Source organism: Pseudoclavibacter sp. RFBB5 (genome assembly GCF_002931555.1).
Classification (GTDB): Bacteria; Actinomycetota; Actinomycetes; order Actinomycetales; family Microbacteriaceae; genus Pseudoclavibacter.
In genome coordinates this window covers 279,910-298,914 of the sequence record NZ_PSTZ01000005.1, presented here as the reverse complement: position 1 = coordinate 298,914, position 19,005 = coordinate 279,910, and the positions used below count along the sequence as shown (strand labels likewise).

The window sequence follows — 19,005 nt, the reverse complement described above, 5'->3', positions numbered from 1 at the left end:
GGAAGTCATTGGGTCCATCGTCCCACGCCCGGGTCCGCCGGCGGCGCGGAGCTTCCGGCAATCGCTGCGAGCCAACTGGCCCTTGTCGGCACCTCACCCTCGAACGCTGCCAGGCGAATGGCCCTTTACGCGGCTCCATTCGGGCCCATTGACTGGCAGCGATCCCGGATGCGCGGGCGCGACGCGGGCAGGCAGGCAGGGGCGACGCGGGTTAGGCGGCGGGCTGGCCCTCGTCGCGCTGGATGCGCTGGCCGACGACCGCGGAGACGCCGTCCTGGCGCATCGAGACGCCGTAGAGCGCATCCGCGATCTCCATCGTGCGCTTCTGGTGCGTGATGACGATGAGCTGACTGGAAGCGCGCAGCTCCTCGAAGACGGCGAGGAGTCGGCCGAGGTTGGCGTCGTCAAGGGCGGCCTCGACCTCGTCCATGATGTAGAACGGGCTCGGCCTGGCCTTGAAGATCGACACGAGGATGGCGACGGCCGCGAGCGAGCGCTCCCCGCCGGAGAGCAGCGAGAGGCGCTCGATCTTCTTGCCGGCCGGTCGCACCGAGACCTCGATGCCCGTCGTGAGCATGTCGTCTGGCGCCGTGAGCGTGATGTCGCCGGAACCGCCGGGGAAGAGGATCGGGAAGACCGTGTGGAAGGCCTCCCGCGTGTCCTCGAAGGCCGCCTCGAAGACGGTGCGCATGCGCTCGTCGATGTCGCCGACGATGCGCAGCAGGTCGGCCTTCGTCGCCGCGAGGTCGTCGAGCTGGTCGGCGAGGAACGCGTGCCGCTGCTCGAGGGCCGCGAACTCCTCGAGGGCCAGCGGGTTGATGCGGCCGAGCGTCGACATCTTGCGCTCGGCGGCGGCGAGGCGCGCCTGCTGCTCGGCGCGCACGAAGGGCACGCCCACGAACTCCTCCTCCGCATCCTCCTCGAGAGTCGCGGCGAGGTCGTCGTCGAGGTGCTCCGGGAGCGCGGGACCGGGACCGGCTCCAGCTCCGGCGTCGCTGGCGGTGTCAGTGTCGCTGGCGGTGTCGGCGTCCGTCGCGCTGTCTGCGCCTGCGTCGGCGCCTGCGTCGGCGCCTGCGCCCGCGCCCGCGAGCGCGAGCGCAGCATCGTTGGCACCTGGGGCGACGCTCGCCGCGCCCTCTGTGCCCACTGCGCCGGCGGCGACGGACGCATCCGTCGCGTCGCCCCGATCAGCGGGCTCCCCCGCGCCGTTCGCAGCAGCCGAGCCCGCCGCCTCGCCCTCGGCGGCGACCTCGTGCCTGGCCCGCTGCTCGGCGAGCGCGGAGGCGATGCGCTCGGCCTTCGCGCGCAGCGCGTCGTCGTCGGCTGGCACGAGCTGGTCCGGCCCGTACTCGGCGACGAGCACGGCCTCGGCGAGGCGCAGCTCGCTCGCGGCGCGCTCGAGCGTGGAACGCAGCGCGTTCTTCTTCTCGTAGATTTGCAGCTCGATGGAGTGCACGTCCTCGGTGATCTCGCTGAGGCGGGCGCGCAGCTGCTGCTCGGTCTGCCGCAGCTGACCGAGCTCCTCGTGCTGGGCGGCGCGTTCACGCTCGGCCTCGGCGAGCTGCTGGTGGGCTTCGGCGAGCGACTCCTGCACGGCGGCGGCGAGGCGCGGGATGGCGACGAGCACGCGCTCGGTCTGGGCGAGCTCCGCGCGGCGCACGACGGTCTCGCGGGCGGCCTTGTCCGCGGCCTGACGGTCGGCTTCGAGCTGGCGTTCGAGGGACTCTGCGCGGAGTCGTTCGCTGCGCGAGCGCTCGCGCAGCGTCTCGAGCTGCAGGCGCGCCTCGACCTCGGCCTCGCGGGCGCGCTCCACCCCTGCGTTGGCGTCGACGCGCGCCGAGGAGTCGAGTTCGGGCCGTGGCAGGGCCTCGTGTTCCGCGAGCGCCGCCTTGGCCGCGCTTGCCGCGTGCTCGGCCGCCTCGACGCCGCCGGAGGCGAGGTCGAAGGCCTTCGCGGCGCGCGCGAGCTCGGCGGTGCCCGCATCCACTCGCGCGCTGGCCCGGTTGAGCTGCTCGCGTTCGGCCGCGAGCGCGCCGTCGAAGGCACGGAGCGCGTCGAGCGTGCGCTTCGCCTCGGTCTTCGCGGCCTGCGATGCGGCGCGATGTTCAGCGAGCGCAAGCGCTGCCTGGTCGAGCTCGTCGGCGACTACGGCGAGGCGGGCGGATGCGCGGTCGCGGGCCGCAAGCAGCTCGAGTCGACTGGTGCCCTCTTCCGCGAAGCCGCCGCGCAAGGAGGTGCTCGTGACGACCTCTCCGGCGCGGGTGACGATGGTCAGCGTGGCGTCCACTGGTGCGTCTCCGGAGGACGCCTGCGCTGCCACCGCGGCCCGTGCCTCGTCGAGCGTCTCGCTGACGTGGACGCGGGCGAGCAGCGCGGCGATCGCGGGCGGCGCCTGCACGAGCTCGACCGCGGGGCGCAGGCCTTCCGGAGGCGTGCTGCCATTGGCGCCGGTCGACGTCGCGGCGGCGGCGCCCAACTCGGCGACCACCTCGACGAGGCCGAGCTTCTCCCCCGTGGCGTGCTCGAGCACCCGGAAGGCGGCGTCGGCGTCGCTCGCGAGCACCGCATCCGCCGTCGAGCCGAGGGCTGCGGCGATGGCGGCCTCGTAGCCCTCGTCGATGCGGAGGTGCTCGGCGACGGGGCCTTCGACGCCGTCGAGGCGGGCGGCGAGGAGGGCCGCGGTGCCGTCCTTGGCGGCCGTCGCGAGAGTGAGCGCCTGCACGCGGGCCTGGAGGGCGTCGCGTTCGCGCTCGAGCTCGTGGGCTCTGGTGCGTCCGGCGTCGAGCTGCTGTTCCGCTTCGCGCTGCGCGGCCTCGGCTCGCTTGTAGGCGGCGTCGAGCTCGCTCGAGTCGGAGGCGCTCTGCGCGGCGCTCGCGTCGAGCTGCTCCTTCGCTTTCGTGGCCTGCGCGAGGCGGTCGTTCGCCGCGTCGCGCGCGTTGCGCTGCCTGAGCACCTCGCCGCGCACCGACGCGAGCTTCGAGGCGGCGGTGTCGGCGGCGCCGCGCAGCTCGCTGCGGGTGAGGTCGTAGGCGGAGATTCGCGTCGCCTGGGCTTGGATCTCGACATCGATGCGGTCGAGCGCGGCACGCGCATCCCGGGTTGCGACTTTCGTCGCCTCCCAGAGCGTCTCGGCCTCGGCGGCCCGCTCGACGAGCACTTCCGCCTCGCGGCGGGCCACGTCGACGGCTTCGAGGGTCACGGTCGGCACGAACGCGGGCGACTCGAGGCGCGACACGAGCAGCCCCTTGCGCTGCGAGGCGAGCGCGTTGAGGTTCTGGATGCGCTCGCGCACGCTCTCCAGGTCGAAGACGACCCGGCGCGCGCCGTCGGCCGCGTCTCCCCGGTTCTCGGCGGCGAGCAGCTCGGCCCGGTTCAGGGCTGCGGTCAGCTTCTCCTGCAGGACGACCCGCTCCTCGGAGCGCTCCTGCTCGATGCCGGTCGCGAGGCGAAGGGCAGCGCGCAGCTGCACGACGTCGTCGGCGAGCAGGCGCGCCTTCGCGTCGCGCGCGATGGCCTGGATGCCCTGCGCGCGCCTGGCGATGTCGGCCTGACGGGAGAGCGGCTTGAGCTGACGGCGCACCTCGTTGGTGAGGTCGCGGAGGCGCGTGAGGTTGGCCTCCATCGCCTCGAGCTTGCGCACCGTCTTCTCCTTGCGGCGGCGGTGCTTGAGTATCCCGGCGGCCTCCTCGATGAAGCCTCTGCGCTCCTCCGGGGTCGCGCGCAGCACGGCGTCCAGGCGTCCCTGGCCGACGATGACGTGCATCTCCTTGCCGAGCCCGGTGTCGCTGAGCAGCTCCTGCACGTCGAGGAGGCGCACGCCGTCGCCGTTGATCGCGTACTCGGACCCGCCGTTGCGGAACAGCGTGCGGCGGATCGTCACCTCGCTGTACTCGATCGGGAGCATCCCGTCGGCGTTGTCGATCGTGAGCGTCACCTCGGCGCGGCCGAGCGGCCCGCGCGTCGCGGTGCCGGCGAAGATGACGTCCTCCATCTTGCCGCCGCGGAGGCTCTTCGCTCCCTGCTCGCCCATGACCCAGGCGAGCGCGTCCACGACGTTCGACTTGCCGGAGCCGTTCGGGCCGACGACGCAGGTCACGCCAGGTTCGAGCGCGAGGGTCGTCGGTTGCGCAAATGACTTGAAGCCCTTCATCGTGAGGCTCTTCAGATGCATGCGCGCTCGCTGGCCTCTCGCTGGTGGTCGGACTTCGTTCGTGGGTCGGACCGGGCTGGTTGCTCGGACTGGGGTCGCGGCGCCCCGATCGGCGCGCTGGCGGGGCTGACGGGGCCCTGGCCTGACAGCTACGGTACCGGAGTGGACTACTTCATTCGGGAGCTCACGCCTCCAGAGCCGGCGTCGGCCCGAGACGGGGAGGCCTGGCGCCTGCTGGAGGGCTTCCGCGACATCGTCAACTCCGGATACGCCGCCACCTACGGCGAGGGTCGTCTGCTCGAGACGAGCCAGCGCATCCTCGCCGACTGGACCATGCCGGGCCCCGTCACGAGCCGCCTGTTCCTCGCCTTCCTGAGCGGCGACGGGCGGGACGCGGGCGAGCATCCGGTCGCCGCGGCGAAGTTCATGGTCTCGCCCCGCGACTCCCCCACGCACGCGTACCCGCACGTCGTCGTGGATGCGCCTGCCAGGCGGCGAGGCATCGGCACCTTCGTCGCGGCCCGCCTCGAGGAGCTCGCACGGGCGGACGGCCGCACGTCCCTGCAGGCCTGGGTCGAGCATCCGACCCCGGGAGGCGAGCGGGTGGCCGCGCCGACCGGGCACGGCAGCGTCTCGGCGGCGGACCCCGCCGCTCGCTTCCTGTGGAAGACCGGCTGGGAGCTCGGCCAGATCGAGCGCATCAGCGAGCTGCGCCTCCCGGTGTCGGCCGAGAGCCTGCTCGCGCACATGGAGGCCGCGGCCGCTCGGGCCGGTGACGACTACCGCGTGCTCACCTGGGAGGGCGAGAGCGACCCCGCGCACCTCGACGACCTCGCGAGGCTCAACGGCGACATGTCGGTCGACGCCCCGGCCGGTGAGCTCGAAGTGGACGAAGAGCACTGGGATGCCGAGCGAGTCGCCCAGCTGGAGCGCCGCGCGCTCGCATCCGGGGCGACGTTCCTGAACGCGGCCGTGCTGCACCTCCCGAGCGGCCGCCTCGTGGCCCAGTCGATGCTGCAGCTCGACCTCGACGACACCACGCGCCCAGCGCAGCAGGACAACACGCTCGTCACGTCGACGCACCGCGGCAGGCGGCTCGGGATGCTCGTGAAAGCCGCGAACCTCGAGCAGCTCGCCGAGCGCTACCCGGAGTGCACGGGCGTCTTCACCTGGAACGCCGAGGAGAACGCACACATGCTGCGCGTCAACGAGGCGCTCGGCTTCACCGCGCTCGCGCCGGAGGGCGGCTGGCAGAAGCGGTTGTAGCGAGCACGCCGGCCGATGTGCGTGATGAAACAGGCCACGACGAGCCAGATGCGCCTCGGCGGGCCACCTCGTCCCGCAGGTTGGACGCGCGTCCGCGTTTGCGGTTCCCGCAAGCGGTATTGCCATCGCCAGCGTGCCTGCGCATGCTGAGCGCATGACCTCGCACCACCACCACGCATCCGATGCCTCCGATCCATCCGCAGCTTCGGGCACGAACGCTGCCGCGGCCGCCCATCAGCCGCAGGCACCCACCGAGTTCTGGGAACAGCTCTACTCGGCGAAGCCCGCCGTGTGGTCTGGCCGCGTGAACGCGAACCTCGCGAGCGTCGCCGGCACGCTCGCGCCGGGCCGCGCTCTGGACCTCGGATGCGGTGAGGGCGGCGACGCGATCTGGCTCGCCCAGCAGGGCTGGCGGGTCACGGGCATCGACATCTCGACGGTCGCCATCGAGCGCGCACGCTCGGCGGCGCATGCTGCCGGGGTGGATGCGTCACTGCTCGACTTCGTGGCCGGCGACCTCGAGACGTGGCGTCCGACAGAGCCGCTCGACCTCGTCACGGCGAGCTTCCTCCAGTCGCCCGTGCACCTCCCTCGAACGCAGATCATCCGCGAGGCCGCCCTCACGCTCGCCCCCGGCGGCCACCTCCTCACCGTCGCGCACGCGGGCCCGCCATCATGGGCGTCGGGCTCCGAGCATCCCGCGCACCTGTTCGTGCATCCAGAGCGCGAGGTCGCCGACCTGGCGTTGCCCGCAGACGAGTGGGAGGCGGTGGTCGCCGAGCTCCGCACCCGCGAGGTCACCTCACCGGATGGGGAACCCGGCACCCTCGAGGACAGCGTGGTGCTGCTGCACCGTCGCGCCTGACCCACCACTGCCCCCCTCCCGGTCTGCTTGACTGAGACCTCGACGACAAAGGAGTGAACAGTGAATGGTGCTCGACCCTTCCACGTCGCCGGGGCGGGACTGCTGGCCATCGCCGTGTTGACCGGATGCGCCTCGTCACCTCCCGAGGATGAGGCGCACTACGCAGACCTGGCGCGCGCGGCCGACGAGAGGGACGTGCTGCCTTCCGCCGTCGAGACCACCCAGGACGGCGTCGAAGTAGATGTCGAGACGGTCAGGCTCGCCGCGGAGAACGACGGGACACTCGTCTTCCTCGCGCGCGGCACGCAAGGCGGTGAGGACTCCGTCTGCCTCGTGCTGACCGGACCTGGCGACGAGGACTGGGGGCTCACCTGCAGCATCGTCGGCGGGAGCTTCGGGGATGACCGCTCCACCTACTTCGTCGTGCCGGACGATGCGAGCCCGGAGCGCCTCCCCCAGGACATCTCCCTCACCCGGCTGAGCGAGAACGTCTACGTGAGCCCCGCGGCCGCGCCGGAGGAAGTGCAGTGAAGCCGGACGGCGGCGCGTACGCTATCGGTTTTGGCCGCGAATCCGGAGGACGCACGTGAGCGATGTTGTGATGTACACGGACGGCGCCTGCAAGGGCAACCCAGGGCCTGGCGGTTGGGGGGTCTGGCTGAAGTCGGGCGACCACGAGCGGGAGCTGTTCGGCGGCGAGCTCAACACGACCAACAACCGCATGGAGCTCAAGGCCGTCATCGAGGGCCTCAGCGCACTCAAGAAGCCCTGCAACGTCGCGCTCTACCTGGACAGCCAGTACGTCCGCAAGGGCATCACCGAGTGGATCAAGGGGTGGAAGGCGAAGGGGTGGAAGACCGCTTCGAAGCAGCCCGTCAAGAACGCGGAGCTCTGGAAGGAGCTCGACGCGCTCGTCGAGGACAGCGGCCACACCATCGAGTGGCGCTGGGTGAAGGGCCACTCAGGCGATGTCGGCAACGAGCGCGCCGACATGCTCGCGAACAAGGGCGTCGACCAGGCACGACGCGGCGGCTAGGCCGCTTCCGTAGACTCGAAGCATGGCTGAGACGGCGAGCAGCATCGACGAGTACCTCGAGGCACTGAGCCCGGAGTATCGGGGCGAGCTCGAGCGCATCCGTTCGATCGTGAAGCGCATCGTGCCGGAGGCCGAGGAGAAGATCAGCTACCGGATGCCGACGCTCGCCTACAAGGGCAGGGCGCTGGTCTACTTCACGGCGTCGAAGAAGCACCTGAGCTTCTACCCGTCCGAGTGGGCGATCGAGGAGTTCGCAGACCGCCTCACCGACTACACGACGACGAAGCACGCCATCCAGTTCACGGTCGCGAAGCCGCTTCCGGATGCGCTCATCGAGGAGCTCGTGACGTACCACGCACGGCAGATCGACGCCGGCCGGCAGCAGTAGCTCGCGACTCGACGCGAACTACTCGTCGCCGATCGCCTTGACGATGCTCGCGAGCCCGAAGCGCCACGCCTCGTCGACGTCCCCGCCGAGGTTGAAGCCGCTGTTGAGCTCCATGCTCACGAAGCCGGCAGCCCATGCCGTGAGCGTCCGGGCCGCCTCGAGCGCACGTTCTTCACCGGCCAGTTCGCCCGCGAGCCGCAGGATGCTCTGGCTGGCGGACGCTCCGAACTCGGGCCGTGCCGTCGGCGTCCCCGCGCCCGGCGTCAGGATCAGCTGGAAGGCGGCTGGCCGCTCGTGGCCGAAGGCCCGGAACTCGCCCGCGAGCTGCTCGAGGCTGCCCGCCTCATCAAGTCGTTCCCCGAGTTCGCTGAGGGTCGCTTCCGCCACGAACTGGATGAGCTCCTCGCGGTTCGCCACGCGCTTGTAGAGGGACGGAGCTCGCACGCCGACACGGGCGGCGACCGCCTGCATGCTGAGGCCTGCGAGCCCCTCGCTCTCGAGGAGGTCGCGGGCAGCGAGCACGATGGCGTCGAGGGAGGTCCTGTCCGGAGTAGGCATGCATCCACTATAGCTATTGACAGTAGCCATGATGGCTACATAGATTAGCCATCATGAGACTCGACACTTCGCTCCACCGCATCGGCAACGACATCGTGGCCGCCTACCTCGTCGTGACGCCGGAGGGCGTGACCGTCATCGACGCGGGCCTGGCCGGCCACTGGCGCGAGCTCGTGACAGAGCTCGCGACGCTGAGGCTCACGGTCGCCGACATCAGGGGCGTGATCCTCACGCACGGCGACTCCGACCACGTGGGCTTCGCGGAACGCCTCCGACGCGACCACGGTGTGCCGGTCTTCATCCACGCTGAAGACGCGGAGCGGGCGAAGGGCGGTCCGAAGCCAGCGACCGCGAAGCAGCAGATGAGGCTCGGCGCGCTCCTCGGGTTCGCCGCCTACACGCTTCGCAAGGGCGGCGCCCGGACCCGGTGGCTGACAGAGGTCATCGAGGTCCAGGGCGGCGAGACCCTCGACCTCCCTGGCTCGCCTCAGATCATCGGCATGCCCGGCCACTCCGCGGGCAGCATCGCCGTCTACGTGCCGGTCGCGGATGCGGTCTTCGTGGGCGACGGGCTCACTACCCGCCACGTGCTCACGGGCACGGAGGGCCCTCAGCCGGCCCCGTTCACCGACGAGCCCGCCCAGGCGATCGCATCCCTGCAGGCCATCGTCGACACCACAGCGAAGTGGGTGCTGCCCGGCCACGGAGCCCCGTGGAGCGAGGGAGTAGAGGCGGCGGTGGCGGCGGTCGAGTCGGCGGCCACTGGGCCCCGCTGACCGCGATGCTCGTCCACGCGACCCAGGACGTCGCTGGTGGCGGCGGCTAGCGCTCGCGCTGGCACTTCTCGCAGAAGTGCGAACCGCGGTTCTGGAACTTCTCGCGCACGATCGGCCGCCCGCACCTCGGGCAAGGCTTCCCCTGACGCCCGTACACGTTGAGCGAATGCGCGAAGTAGCCGGCCTGACCGTTCACGTTGACGTACTGAGCATCGAAGGATGTGCCACCCTCGGCGAGCGCCTTCGCGAAGACCTCGCGCACGTGCTGCAGCAGCTCCCTCGCCTTCGACGGCGACAGCCCCGCCGTGTTGCGCGCGTAGTGCAGCCGCGCTCGCCACAGCGCCTCGTCGGCGTAGATGTTGCCGATCCCCGAGATGAGCGTCTGGTCCAGCAGCGCTGACTTCACGCCCGTCTTGCGTCGCAGCAGCGCGGCCGACCAGGCGTCGTCGTCGAAGTGCGGGTCGAGCGGGTCCCGGGCGATGTGCGCGACCTGCGATGGGACATGCTCGCCCGCGACGTCCAGGGTCGGCACAAGCCGGTCGATCGCGAGCGAGCCGAACACGCGCTGGTCGGCGAACGCCACCACGAGGTCGCCGGCAGGGCCGTCGACGCGGATGCGCGCGCGCAGGTGACGGTCGTCAGGAGCGTCGGAGGAGCGCAGCAGCATCTGCCCGCTCATGCCGAGATGCGCGGTCAGGGCCTCCTCGCGGCCCTCAAGCGGGAGCCACAGGTACTTGCCCCGGCGGGAGACGCTCGAGAACCGCGCACCCTCGAGCGCACCCACGAAGTGCGTCGAGTCACCGAGGTGACGACGGAGGGACCGCTCGTCGAGCACCTCGACGGCGGACACGGATGCCCCCGTCACGGCGGGGGCGAGGCCGAGGCGGACGACCTCGACTTCAGGCAGCTCCGGCACGGCTAGGGGACCGAAGGGGCGACGTCGTCGCCCTGACTCAGCTGATGCCACGCGGCAAGCGCCCCAGCCACTTCGGCCTGCTTCTTGCTCGTGCCGACACCCTTCGCCTGAGCGAGGATGCGCTTCTTCTTCAGCACCGTCACCGTGGCAGTGAAGCTGCGGTCGTGCTCGAGCCCGGATCCCTCGACCTCGTACCTCGGCGGCTCGGCACCGCGAGTATCGGCGAGCTCCTGCAGAGCGGTCTTCGGGTCCTGCTCGGCGCCGAGGCGCCACACGACCGCGAGCTTCGGCTCCACCAGTCGCAGGATCAACTCGGTCGCGACGTCGACACCGGCGGACAGATAGGCGGCCCCGATGACCGCCTCCATCGTGTCGGCGAGCACCGAGTCCTTGTTGTTGCCACCCGTCAGGTGCTCGCCGCGCCCCAGGTGCAGATACTTCCCGAGGTCGATGCCCCGAGCGATCTCCGCCAGCGCCACCGTCGAGACGAGGGACGCGCGCAGGCGCGACAGCTGCCCCTCCGTGTAGTCGGGGTACGTGCGGTAGAGCATGACCGTCACGGCCTGCCCGAGAATCGAATCGCCGAGGAACTCGAGGCGCTGATTGTCGGGGATGCCGCCGTTCTCGACCGCGTACGACCTGTGGGTCAACGCGAGCTCGAGGAGCGCGGGAACGAAGTCGACCCCGAGGCCGCCTGCCAGCTCAGCTGACGGTGCGGCGTCGGGGTCGATGATCTTCACGTCGTGCATGACGCGAGGATCAGACGTCTGCGACCTTGCGGCCCTTGTACTCGAAGAACAGCGGAGTGCCAGCTGCGTCCTCGACAACCTTCGCGCGGTGCGGGAGGCTGTAGGTGACCTTGCCGTTCTCAACGGTCTTGACGAGGGTCGGCACGGAGGCCTTCCACTGCGAACGACGCGAACGCGTGTTCGAGCGGCTCATCTTGCGCTTGGGGAGAGCCATCGGCGTCTACCTTTCATCTTTCATCGTGCAGGGAGGCGAGCTCATCTCTGGCCCGACTCCCCCTTGTAATCATGGTTGCGCGTGCCCTCACGAACATCTGTCTCACGAGGACCCGCGACTTCCTCAGAACCCGTTGCTGGTTCCTCGGCTGCTTCTGTTGAAGCGCCAAACCCTGCCAGTGCCGCCCAACGCGGGTCAACCGCGGGCGCCTGCTCTTCGAGCGGCTCCACCAGCTTCTCGCCGGTTTCGGGATCTAGGCCGAGGCAGTCCGGCCGACAAACCGGCTGGAATGGCAGTGCGAGCACTACCGCATCGCGAACGGGCGGTTCAAGGTCGACAGTGTCGTCGTGAACCTCGTACTCGAGGGCTTCGTCGCGAGCATACGCGAAAAGCTCTGCGAAATCGACCCGGAGCGGCTCGTCCAGCGGCGTCAGGCATCGGCTGCACTCCCCGCTCATCCGGGACTCGAGGCTTGCGGTCGCCAGAATGCCGTCGTGCAGCACCTCGAGACGCACGTCGAGCTCGATCGGAGTGCCCTTCTCGATGTAGCCGAGCCCTTCGCCGATGCGCTCAGGCGCATCGAAGTCGAGCTCGAGGGTGCGCATCGTGCCGGCCTTGCCCACGATGGTCGCGATGTTCACGAGGTACGGAGAGGAAGTCACCGGGAGATTGTACGCCCTCGGCTCGGAGTGCATCCCGAACCCCCTTACTCGATGGAGGTGTCGGTGTCGCCCTGCAGGTACTCGTACACGACGCGCGGCACGTACGGCGAGACGTCGCCCCCGAGGCCAGCCACCTGACGGACCAGCGAGCTGGACACGTGCGCGTGACTCGGGTCGGGGAGCATGAACATCGTCTCGACACGGGCGAGGTTGCGGTTCACGATCGCCATCGGGGTCTCGTAGGTGACGTCGGCCTGCGAGCGGATGCCCTTCACGATGACCTTCGCGCCGACATCGGTGCAGTAGTCGACCAGCAGGCCGACGCTCCAGGAGGCGACGCGGACGTTGCCGCGGATCCCGCTCGCCGAGACGGCTTGCTCGATGAGCTCCACCCGGCGTGCGATGGGCAGGAGCGCGTGCTTGTCCGGGTTGTGCACGACGACGACGTGCACTTCCTCGAAGACCGAGGTGGCGCGCTGGATGACATCGAGGTGGCCAAGGGTCACCGGATCGAACGAACCGGGCACAACAGCGATTCTGCTCATGCGGACAAGACTACGGGGCACTTCCTGCGCGAAGCGCGCACGAGAACCACGTTGCCGCTCGCGGGCGGAACGCGGGGCCGGAACGCCGCCCGGCGGGCGAGCTCAGCGTCAGCGCGCGTTGGGCGTGTCGTCGTCCTGGTCTGCCGTCGGCTCGTCGGCCTGCGGCTTGCGGCTCGCCTCGAGGTCAGCGGCCTTGCGACGGAACACGAGGAAGGAGACGAGGACGACGGAGACTCCGGCGAGCCCCATGAGCACCCAGGCCCACGCTGGGATGCCCGAGTCCTGGGGAACCGGGGTGCTGGATTGCTCCGCCGCGCCTGTCGCTCCCGCGTCGCTGTTGGTGAGCGTGGACCCCTTCGTGTTCTCCGCGGCTCCGAAGCCGGCGGGCGCGGATGCTGAGGGCTGCGCGTCCTCGACGGAGGCGACGCCCTCGGAGACGGTGAACGGGATGGTGCCGGAGATCGGATGGCCGTCGGAGGAGACGACCTGCCAGTTGAGCGCGTAGTCTCCGGCAGCGAGCTCGGGGAGCGCCTGGTCGACCACCGTGCCGTCCACCGTCGCAGGCGACTCGAGGTCGACGGCGGTCTCCTCCACGGCACTCACCGCGAACAGCTCGATCTGCGGTCCGAGCGTGCCCTCCGACTGCACTTCCGCGGAGAACGTCAGGGTCGCGCTCGCCGGGGCCACCTCCACGGCTTCGTTGGCGGAGGGGCTCGACTCGACCAGCGAGTCGTGCGCGGAGGCGTACTGCGACCCGATCCCGAGCGCGAGCGCCAGGAAGGCCAGCATCGCGGCGATCATCAGGCGGGAGGCGATACGGAGCGAGCGCACGGAGGAGGAAGAGGTCACCGGACCATCGTAGGCCAGGGGCCCGACCTGGCCCCTGGCACCGGCCTCTTCTCGTCCGGCCCCGTCTGGGCGAGCCCCGCTCGCCTGACGGCACCGACCGCGGCCGTCAGGATTTGCCGAGGAACTCCCGCTCCTCGAAGCTGTGGCGGCCTATCGCCGCCTTGAGGTCCGGCCAGCGCTTCAGGCTCCAGTCGTCGTTGATCAGCAGGGCGGCTTCGTCTCGCGCGGAACGGATGAGGTCTGTGTCCTCGATGACCCGGAGCAGCTTCAGGGATGTCCGCCCGCCGGATTGTGCAGTGCCGAGCACGTCGCCCTCGCGGCGCAGCTCGAGGTCGCGCTCGGCGAGCTCGAAGCCGTCGAGCGTCTCGGCCACTGCGTTGATGCGCTCCCGAGCAGTGGATTCCTCCTCGGAGTTCGAGACGAGCAGGCACAGCCCCGGGTGCTCCCCTCGCCCCACGCGACCGCGCAGCTGGTGCAGCTGCGAGACGCCGAAGCGGTCCGCATCCATGACGATCATGACCGACGCGTTCGGCACGTTGACGCCGACCTCGATGACGGTCGTGGCGACGAGCACGTCGATCTTGCCCTCCGCGAAGGCCCGCATGGCGCCGTCCTTCTCGTCGCTCGGCATCGCCCCGTGCACGGCGGCGACGCGCTTGCCCGCGAACAGCGGATGCACGGCGAGCGTCGGCGCGAGCTCCATGACGGCGGCGACCGGCTGCGGTGCCTCCTCACCCTCGGCGGGCTCCGCCGGCTCGGAGGGCTCGATGGCCGGGCACACGACAAACGCCTGCCGCCCGCGGTCGACCTCTTCCGCGACGCGCTGCCAGGCGCGTTCGAGCCAGTGCGGATGCTCGCGAGTCGCGACGACGAACGTCTCGATCTTCTGGCGCCCCTTCGGCATCGTCACGATGCTCGAGATGTCGAGGTCGCCGAACACGGTCATCGCGACCGTGCGCGGGATCGGTGTCGCGGTGAGCACCAGCAGGTGCGGCGGCTGGGCGCCCTTGGCGCGCAGCGACTCGCGCTGCTCGACCCCGAACCGGTGCTGCTCGTCGACGATGACGAGGCCCAGGTCGTCGAACATGACGTCGTCGCTGAGCAGCGCATGGGTGCCCACGATGATCTTCGCCTCGCCGGCGACGACGCGGAGCGCGGCCCGCTTGCGCTCGGCTTTCGGCATGCTTCCGGTGATGAGCGTCGGCTTCAGCCGCTCGGCGAGCTCCGGCCCCAGCGAGTCGATGATCGAGCGGTAGTGCTGGGACGCGAGCACCTCGGTGGGAGCGAGCATGGCCGATTGTCCGCCTGCGTCGGCGACCTGCAGCATCGCGCGCAGGGCGACGAGTGTCTTGCCGGAGCCGACCTCGCCCTGCACGAGGCGGTGCATCGGCACGCCGCGCGCGAGATCCTTCGCGATCTGCCGACCGACGGTCTTCTGGTCGGGTGTCAGCTCGAAGGGCACCAGTTGGTCGAAGGCCGCGAGCATCGGGCCGATGTCGTCGGTCCTGGCCCGGGCGGCGACGAGCTCGGAGATGGCGCGACGCTGCAGCAACGCGGCCTGCAGCACGTAGGCCTCGGTGAAGCGCAGTGACTCCCGCGCTCGTTCGAGCAGCTTGAAGGTCTCGGGTTGGTGGATGGCGCGCATCGCCTCGTCGTAGCTGTACATGCCGAACATGGCGCGCGTCTCGACGGGCACCGGGTCGCGCAGGAACGGGACCGCCTCGAGCACCGCCTGGACGGCGGCCGCGACCTTCCAGGTGGGCAGGCTGGCCGTGGCCGGATAGATCGGGATCGGCTCCTTCAGCCACTGGTCTCGACGCTCCGACAGGGCCTCGAGCGGCGCGTTCTCGAACAGCTCGTACTCGGGATGGGCGAGCTGGATCGCTCCCCGGTAGGCGGACGCCTTGCCGGAGAAGATGCCCGTCACGCCCGGCTGCAGCTGCTTCGCCCGCCAGCTCTGGTTGAAGAAGGTCAGCGAGACGATGCCCTTCTCGTCAGTGATCTCGACTTCCAGGATCGACCCGCGGCGCGCCCGCATCTGGCGGTCGCTGACGCGGAGCACGCGTGCGACCAGGGTGACGTGCTCACCGAGCGGCAGCGACTCGATGGCGGTCATCTCACCCCGACGCGCATATCGGCGCGGGTAGTGCTCGAGCATGCCGGCGACCGTCGTGACGTCGAGCTGCTTCTTGAGCTGTTGAGCGTCGCGCTTCCCGAGCACGTCCTCGAGCGGCGTGTCGAGGCCGAATCCGTCCATCAGCGCCTTCCTGACAGGGAGGCCGGGGCGAGCACCGCCCGGCGACGGACGGCGGGCGGTGCCGAGACTCGGAGTGCTGCCCTGACCACGAGGACATCGTTCCAGAGCGCCGACCGCTCACCTGCGCTCAGCTGCTGCCCGGCTCCCGGGTCCGAGAAGGCGGCGTGCTCATGCTCGACCCGGATGCGGTCGAGCGCGGAGCGTGCGTCATCCACCTCCGCGACTGCGGGGTCGGTGGCAGACGCAGAGGCAGGAGCAGGAGCAGGAGCAGACGTGTCTGCCGCGGCGCCGCGAGTCTCGACGGCGCCAGCGATGGCGGCGACGACCGCCTCAGGGGTGAGTCCGGCGGCGAGCCGGACGCCGTAGTCGACGGCGCTCTCGCAGACCTCCTGCCAAGCCGCGGTCCCCGCGCTCGGATGCTGCGGCGGCGTCCCGGTCAGGACCGCGGTTCGGCGCGCTCGACGTCTGGCGCCGCGCAGGAACGCCGGGATGAGGAGGAGCGCGATGATCGCCAGCGCTCCGGCGATGACCGCCAGCGTGATGAACACCGCGGTGAGATCGATGCCCGCCTCTTCATCCTCCTGCGCGCCGGGGCTGTCCGCCGCATCGGTCGGAGTCGGTGTCGGCGTCTCCGGCGGCACGGTCGGCGCCTCCGTGCTCTGCGTCTCGACAGGGGCCGGCGTCGGCGTCGTGGTCTCGAACGGGTCGATCGTCGGCGCGGTCGTCTCACCCGGGCCGGGCGCGACGAGGTTTCCGAGGGCACCTGCGGGCGTCGTCTCGAACATGACCCAGCCGTGGCCGGGCAGGTAGAGCTCTGCCCATGCGTGCAGCTGATCGCTCGTGACGGTGTAGACAGGCTGCCCCTCGGCGTTCAGCTCCCCCGCGGAGCCCGGCGTGAAGCCGACGCCGATGCGGGAGGGGATGCCGAGCATGCGTGCCATGACCGCCATCGACGACGCGTAATGCACGCAGTATCCCGCTCGTGCGTCCAGGAAGGCGGCGATGACGTCGAGGCTCGTTCCGTCGTACCCCTGCTGGACGGGCGCGGTCTCCGAGTACGCGAAGCCGTCGGCGAAGAACGCCTGGAGCTGCAGCGCCTGCGTCCCGGCGGGGGCACCCTCGTCGACGATTTCGCCCAGCACGTCGCGAACGCGGTCGGCACTCGGCCCCTCCGGCACTTGCGTGAGCGGTTCGAGCTCGGGCGGCACGTCGACCTCGAGCTGCGAGATGGTCTCGAAGCTCGGAGTCGGCACCACCGTCTGGATCTCGTAGTTCTGCGCCAGCGCTTCATCGTTCGCGCTGCGCACGTCACCGGTCCGCTCTTCGAGGAGGAACTCCCCCTGCAGGTCGACGATGCTGGCCGCGAAACCGGGTCGCGGGAGGAACGAGCTCACGCCGTCGTTGAGCACGATGCGCGTCGTGAACTCGCTCGACTGCGCCCCCGCCGAGACGCCGGTCGGGAGTGGCAGCTCGCCCCCGTCGATCGCCACGTTCCCGTCGAACGCGCCGGGAGTCCAGTCGTCGCTGCCGTTCAGGTCGCTGAGCGTCTGCAGCGTCAGGTACGGCAGCGACCCCTGGTCCGTGGTCGTCGCGTAGCGGAGCACCTCGACCGCGTTGTTGCGCCGAAGGTCCTCGCCGAGGTCGATGATGGGGTTCGCCCGGTTCGTGGACAGCCCGGTCGTGGACGTCTGCCGGATCGCGTCGATGCCGGTCGGCGCGGGGACGACGGTCGAGGCGACGAGGACGGCAACCAGCGACACCGCGGTGACGCCCAGCGCCCCGCCGAGGCCGGCCAGGCCTCTGCTGTCGACGAGGAAGCCCTGGTACGAGAGCTCCTCGTCGTGCACACGCTGGTGCCAGCTCGACACCGCGTAGAGGAACACCGCGAGCGCCAGCGCGGCGAAGACGTACGCCCAGCCGTCGAACGCGTCGATGCCGAGGGCCATCGGGATGAGCGGGAACGCGAGCAGCGGCAGCATCGCGAGCGAGCGACCCCTGATGCCGAACACGAAGAAGTCGCAGAGCACCACGATGATCGCGACGCCGATGAGCACGAGCATCGTCATGGCGTCGGTCTCGCGCAGTGGCGCCGCGTCGGAGCGAAGCTGCTCGACGAGCTGCTCGGTGAGCACACCCCAGCCCTCGACCGTCGCCCGCGGCGAGCCGCGCCCTGTGAAGCTCACGAGAACGATGGCGCCGCCCACGATCGAGGCGATGAGCGCCCAGAGCTGCGACCCGGTGAAGGTGCGGACGAGGGCGGCGGCCCCGAGCATGATCGTGACCAGGACGATGGCCTTCGCCGACCACGTGTTGGTGTCGAAGATCGGCCAGAGCAGGTTCGTCGCGCTGTAGATCAGCACGGCGAGCGAGACGGTGACCACCCATGAGCCGTTGGCGCCAGGGGTCCCCTTCCAGCCTTGGCGGCGACGCATCTGCGCCGTGGTCGTGGCCTGCGCGCTCATACGGTGGCCTCCAGCTCGAGCACGGGCGTGAACGGCCGCGCGCGGGCGGGTGAGTAGACGGCGACGTTCCAACCGGCTTCCGTGAACGACGTCAGGGTGGCCGGGGGCACGGGCCCGTCGGAGACGAGCAGCGCGAGGGCTGGCGAGGCGACGGACGAGAGCGATCGGATGGCGGCCAGGCCTTCCCCGCCCAGGTGACGGTGCACGTAGACGACGGGAGTGCGCGCCACGCGGGAGATGTCGTCGACGACCTCGGCGCAGGCCTCCCGTCGCTCGGCGTCGGGCTGCGTGAGCATGAGTCGGCGCATGACCCCTTCGAGGGCCTCCTCCGACGGCGTGCGCGTGCTCTCGGCGTCGCCGTCGAGAGCGGCGTGCGTCTCGAAGAGCTCGGTCTCGTACCCGAAGCGGTGGAAGCGTGCGAGGACCGAAGCGGCGAGAGAGACCGCGAGCTCGAACTCCGCATCCACGGCAGTCGACGGACTGGCCTGCTCGTTCATGAGGTCGATGATCGTCATCGGCGCCTTCGGCTCCTCGACTGCGGGTGCCCCGCTCGTGTCGAGGATCACCACGGAGGTGTCCTCGGCGTGGTGCTCCTCCTGGCGGACGCGTAGCTCTCCCGCGTGCGCCGTCGCACGCCAGTGGATGCGTCGCAGCGGGTCCCCTCGTCGGTAGTCGCGGGTGAGCACGTCGTCGGAGTCACCCGACTGCGCGACACCGGCCTCGACCTCGCCGCCGCTCTTGCCGCTCGGCACCGACATCGCCGGCAGGTCGACGACGCGTGGCCACACCTCGACCTCGGTCGCCTCACCGATCTTCAGGACTCGCCGGGTCAGGCCGAGGCCGTCCATGTTGTCGAAGAACAGGGGCCCGACCTCGTGGACTCCGCGCCGCATCGAATCCACACCGTAGGCGACCCGGCGACGCCGCTTGTCCTCGTTGCGGTTGATGCGTGAGCCGATCGCCGGCAGCACGCCGCCGACGCTGGACGGCTCCGCACCAGGCAGCAGATCCAGGTAGGAACTCGGCTCGAGCGCGATCCAGGACCGGTTGCGGACCTCCGTGACCACTCGCATCCGATCACCCACGGCGAGCGTCGTCGGGTAGATCGTGCGCTCGGCCTCGAGGCGCGGGCGCCAGATGAGGCGAAGCACGTAGGCGACGAGCGGCAACGCGACGAGGAACCCACCGAGGGCGAGCAGCTCGCCCCGACCGAAGACCACGGCGGCGGCTCCGAGCAGCACGCCGACCACCACCAGGCCGATGGCTCGGCTGGTGGGTCTCAGCCGCCTCTCGATGCGCTTCGTCGCCACGC

At 70.4% G+C, this 19,005-nt stretch carries 17 protein-coding genes; 6 read left to right on the top strand and 11 right to left on the bottom strand.

Translation table 11 applies throughout. The features are described from left to right. Nucleotides 1-211: 211 nt before the first annotated feature. Nucleotides 212-4,171, bottom strand: coding sequence for an AAA family ATPase (locus tag C5B97_RS06405; RefSeq protein WP_104311278.1), 3,960 nt, complete (start codon nt 4,169-4,171; stop codon nt 212-214). A gap of 141 nt (nt 4,172-4,312) precedes the next feature. On the opposite strand from C5B97_RS06405, the gene C5B97_RS06400 reads away from it, so the two are divergent. The 5 genes from C5B97_RS06400 to C5B97_RS06380 all read left to right on the top strand — a co-directional run bounded on the left by C5B97_RS06400 (nt 4,313) and on the right by C5B97_RS06380 (nt 7,705). Continuing rightward, nucleotides 4,313-5,416: a GNAT family N-acetyltransferase gene (locus C5B97_RS06400; RefSeq protein ID WP_104311277.1), complete on the top strand. Its 1,104-nt coding sequence runs from the start codon at nt 4,313-4,315 to the stop codon at nt 5,414-5,416. Nucleotides 5,417-5,570: 154 nt separating this feature from the next. Next, entirely contained in the window at nt 5,571-6,281 is a 711-nt protein-coding gene (locus C5B97_RS06395; protein ID WP_104311276.1) for a bifunctional 2-polyprenyl-6-hydroxyphenol methylase/3-demethylubiquinol 3-O-methyltransferase UbiG, read from the top strand. Nucleotides 6,282-6,341: 60 nt separating this feature from the next. Then, nucleotides 6,342-6,812 carry a hypothetical protein gene (locus C5B97_RS06390; RefSeq protein ID WP_104311275.1) on the top strand — a complete coding sequence of 157 codons (471 nt, stop codon included), beginning with the start codon at nt 6,342-6,344 and terminating at the stop codon, nt 6,810-6,812. Between the two features lie 55 nt (nt 6,813-6,867). Next, entirely contained in the window at nt 6,868-7,317 is a 450-nt protein-coding gene (gene rnhA / locus C5B97_RS06385) for a ribonuclease HI (protein ID WP_104311274.1), read from the top strand. Between the two features lie 22 nt (nt 7,318-7,339). Beyond that, a complete protein-coding gene (locus tag C5B97_RS06380) occupies nt 7,340-7,705 on the top strand; it encodes an iron chaperone (RefSeq protein ID WP_104311273.1) in 366 nt (121 codons plus the stop codon). Nucleotides 7,706-7,723: 18 nt separating this feature from the next. Here the strand turns inward: C5B97_RS06380 and C5B97_RS06375 are convergent, their stop codons facing one another. Then, complete coding sequence (locus tag C5B97_RS06375) at nt 7,724-8,263, bottom strand: TetR/AcrR family transcriptional regulator (protein ID WP_104311272.1); 540 nt, start codon at nt 8,261-8,263, stop codon at nt 7,724-7,726. A 53-nt stretch (nt 8,264-8,316) separates the two neighbouring features. Here C5B97_RS06375 and C5B97_RS06370 point away from each other — a divergent pair, with 53 nt between their 5' ends. Next, entirely contained in the window at nt 8,317-9,039 is a 723-nt protein-coding gene (locus C5B97_RS06370; protein ID WP_104311271.1) for an MBL fold metallo-hydrolase, read from the top strand. Between the two features lie 46 nt (nt 9,040-9,085). Here C5B97_RS06370 and mutM read toward each other — a convergent pair whose 3' ends face one another. From mutM to C5B97_RS06325, 9 genes are all read right to left on the bottom strand, one after another. Next, entirely contained in the window at nt 9,086-9,955 is an 870-nt protein-coding gene (mutM, locus tag C5B97_RS06365) for a bifunctional DNA-formamidopyrimidine glycosylase/DNA-(apurinic or apyrimidinic site) lyase (RefSeq protein ID WP_104311270.1), read from the bottom strand. 2 nt (nt 9,956-9,957) lie between these two features. Then, the gene (gene rnc, locus C5B97_RS06360) at nt 9,958-10,704 is read right to left on the bottom strand and encodes a ribonuclease III (RefSeq protein WP_104311269.1); all 747 of its coding nucleotides are present in this window, start codon (nt 10,702-10,704) and stop codon (nt 9,958-9,960) included. 10 nt (nt 10,705-10,714) lie between these two features. Continuing rightward, nucleotides 10,715-10,918 carry a 50S ribosomal protein L32 gene (rpmF, locus tag C5B97_RS06355; protein WP_068484295.1) on the bottom strand — a complete coding sequence of 68 codons (204 nt, stop codon included), beginning with the start codon at nt 10,916-10,918 and terminating at the stop codon, nt 10,715-10,717. Nucleotides 10,919-10,959: 41 nt separating this feature from the next. Further along, complete coding sequence (locus C5B97_RS06350) at nt 10,960-11,580, bottom strand: DUF177 domain-containing protein (RefSeq protein ID WP_258068027.1); 621 nt, start codon at nt 11,578-11,580, stop codon at nt 10,960-10,962. Between the two features lie 44 nt (nt 11,581-11,624). Further along, nucleotides 11,625-12,125: a pantetheine-phosphate adenylyltransferase gene (gene coaD / locus C5B97_RS06345; RefSeq protein ID WP_104252466.1), complete on the bottom strand. Its 501-nt coding sequence runs from the start codon at nt 12,123-12,125 to the stop codon at nt 11,625-11,627. A gap of 108 nt (nt 12,126-12,233) precedes the next feature. Beyond that, nucleotides 12,234-12,974 (bottom strand): copper resistance CopC family protein, encoded by a 741-nt coding sequence (locus C5B97_RS06340; protein WP_104311267.1) that lies wholly within the window; start codon nt 12,972-12,974, stop codon nt 12,234-12,236. A gap of 106 nt (nt 12,975-13,080) precedes the next feature. Then, the gene (locus C5B97_RS06335; protein ID WP_104311266.1) at nt 13,081-15,231 is read right to left on the bottom strand and encodes an ATP-dependent DNA helicase RecG; all 2,151 of its coding nucleotides are present in this window, start codon (nt 15,229-15,231) and stop codon (nt 13,081-13,083) included. After that, entirely contained in the window at nt 15,231-17,693 is a 2,463-nt protein-coding gene (locus tag C5B97_RS06330) for a DUF3488 and transglutaminase-like domain-containing protein (protein ID WP_104311265.1), read from the bottom strand. The genes C5B97_RS06335 and C5B97_RS06330 overlap by 1 nt, the downstream gene beginning before the upstream one ends. Continuing rightward, nucleotides 17,690-19,003 carry a DUF58 domain-containing protein gene (locus C5B97_RS06325; protein ID WP_104311264.1) on the bottom strand — a complete coding sequence of 438 codons (1,314 nt, stop codon included), beginning with the start codon at nt 19,001-19,003 and terminating at the stop codon, nt 17,690-17,692. The genes C5B97_RS06330 and C5B97_RS06325 overlap by 4 nt, the downstream gene beginning before the upstream one ends. Nucleotides 19,004-19,005 lie beyond the last annotated feature (2 nt).

What these genes read in the sequence shown, in the direction of transcription:
- C5B97_RS06405 (WP_104311278.1), bottom strand. Translation starts at nt 4,171, where the DNA reads ATGCATCTGAAGAGCCTCACGATGAAGGGCTTCAAGTCATTTGCGCAA.
- C5B97_RS06395 (WP_104311276.1), top strand. Translation starts at nt 5,571, where the DNA reads ATGACCTCGCACCACCACCACGCATCCGATGCCTCCGATCCATCCGCA.
- C5B97_RS06380 (WP_104311273.1), top strand. Translation starts at nt 7,340, where the DNA reads ATGGCTGAGACGGCGAGCAGCATCGACGAGTACCTCGAGGCACTGAGC.
- C5B97_RS06375 (WP_104311272.1), bottom strand. Translation starts at nt 8,263, where the DNA reads ATGCCTACTCCGGACAGGACCTCCCTCGACGCCATCGTGCTCGCTGCC.
- C5B97_RS06370 (WP_104311271.1), top strand. Translation starts at nt 8,317, where the DNA reads ATGAGACTCGACACTTCGCTCCACCGCATCGGCAACGACATCGTGGCC.
- rnc (WP_104311269.1), bottom strand. Translation starts at nt 10,704, where the DNA reads ATGCACGACGTGAAGATCATCGACCCCGACGCCGCACCGTCAGCTGAG.
- rpmF (WP_068484295.1), bottom strand. Translation starts at nt 10,918, where the DNA reads ATGGCTCTCCCCAAGCGCAAGATGAGCCGCTCGAACACGCGTTCGCGT.
- coaD (WP_104252466.1), bottom strand. Translation starts at nt 12,125, where the DNA reads ATGAGCAGAATCGCTGTTGTGCCCGGTTCGTTCGATCCGGTGACCCTT.
- C5B97_RS06335 (WP_104311266.1), bottom strand. Translation starts at nt 15,231, where the DNA reads ATGGACGGATTCGGCCTCGACACGCCGCTCGAGGACGTGCTCGGGAAG.
- C5B97_RS06330 (WP_104311265.1), bottom strand. Translation starts at nt 17,693, where the DNA reads ATGAGCGCGCAGGCCACGACCACGGCGCAGATGCGTCGCCGCCAAGGC.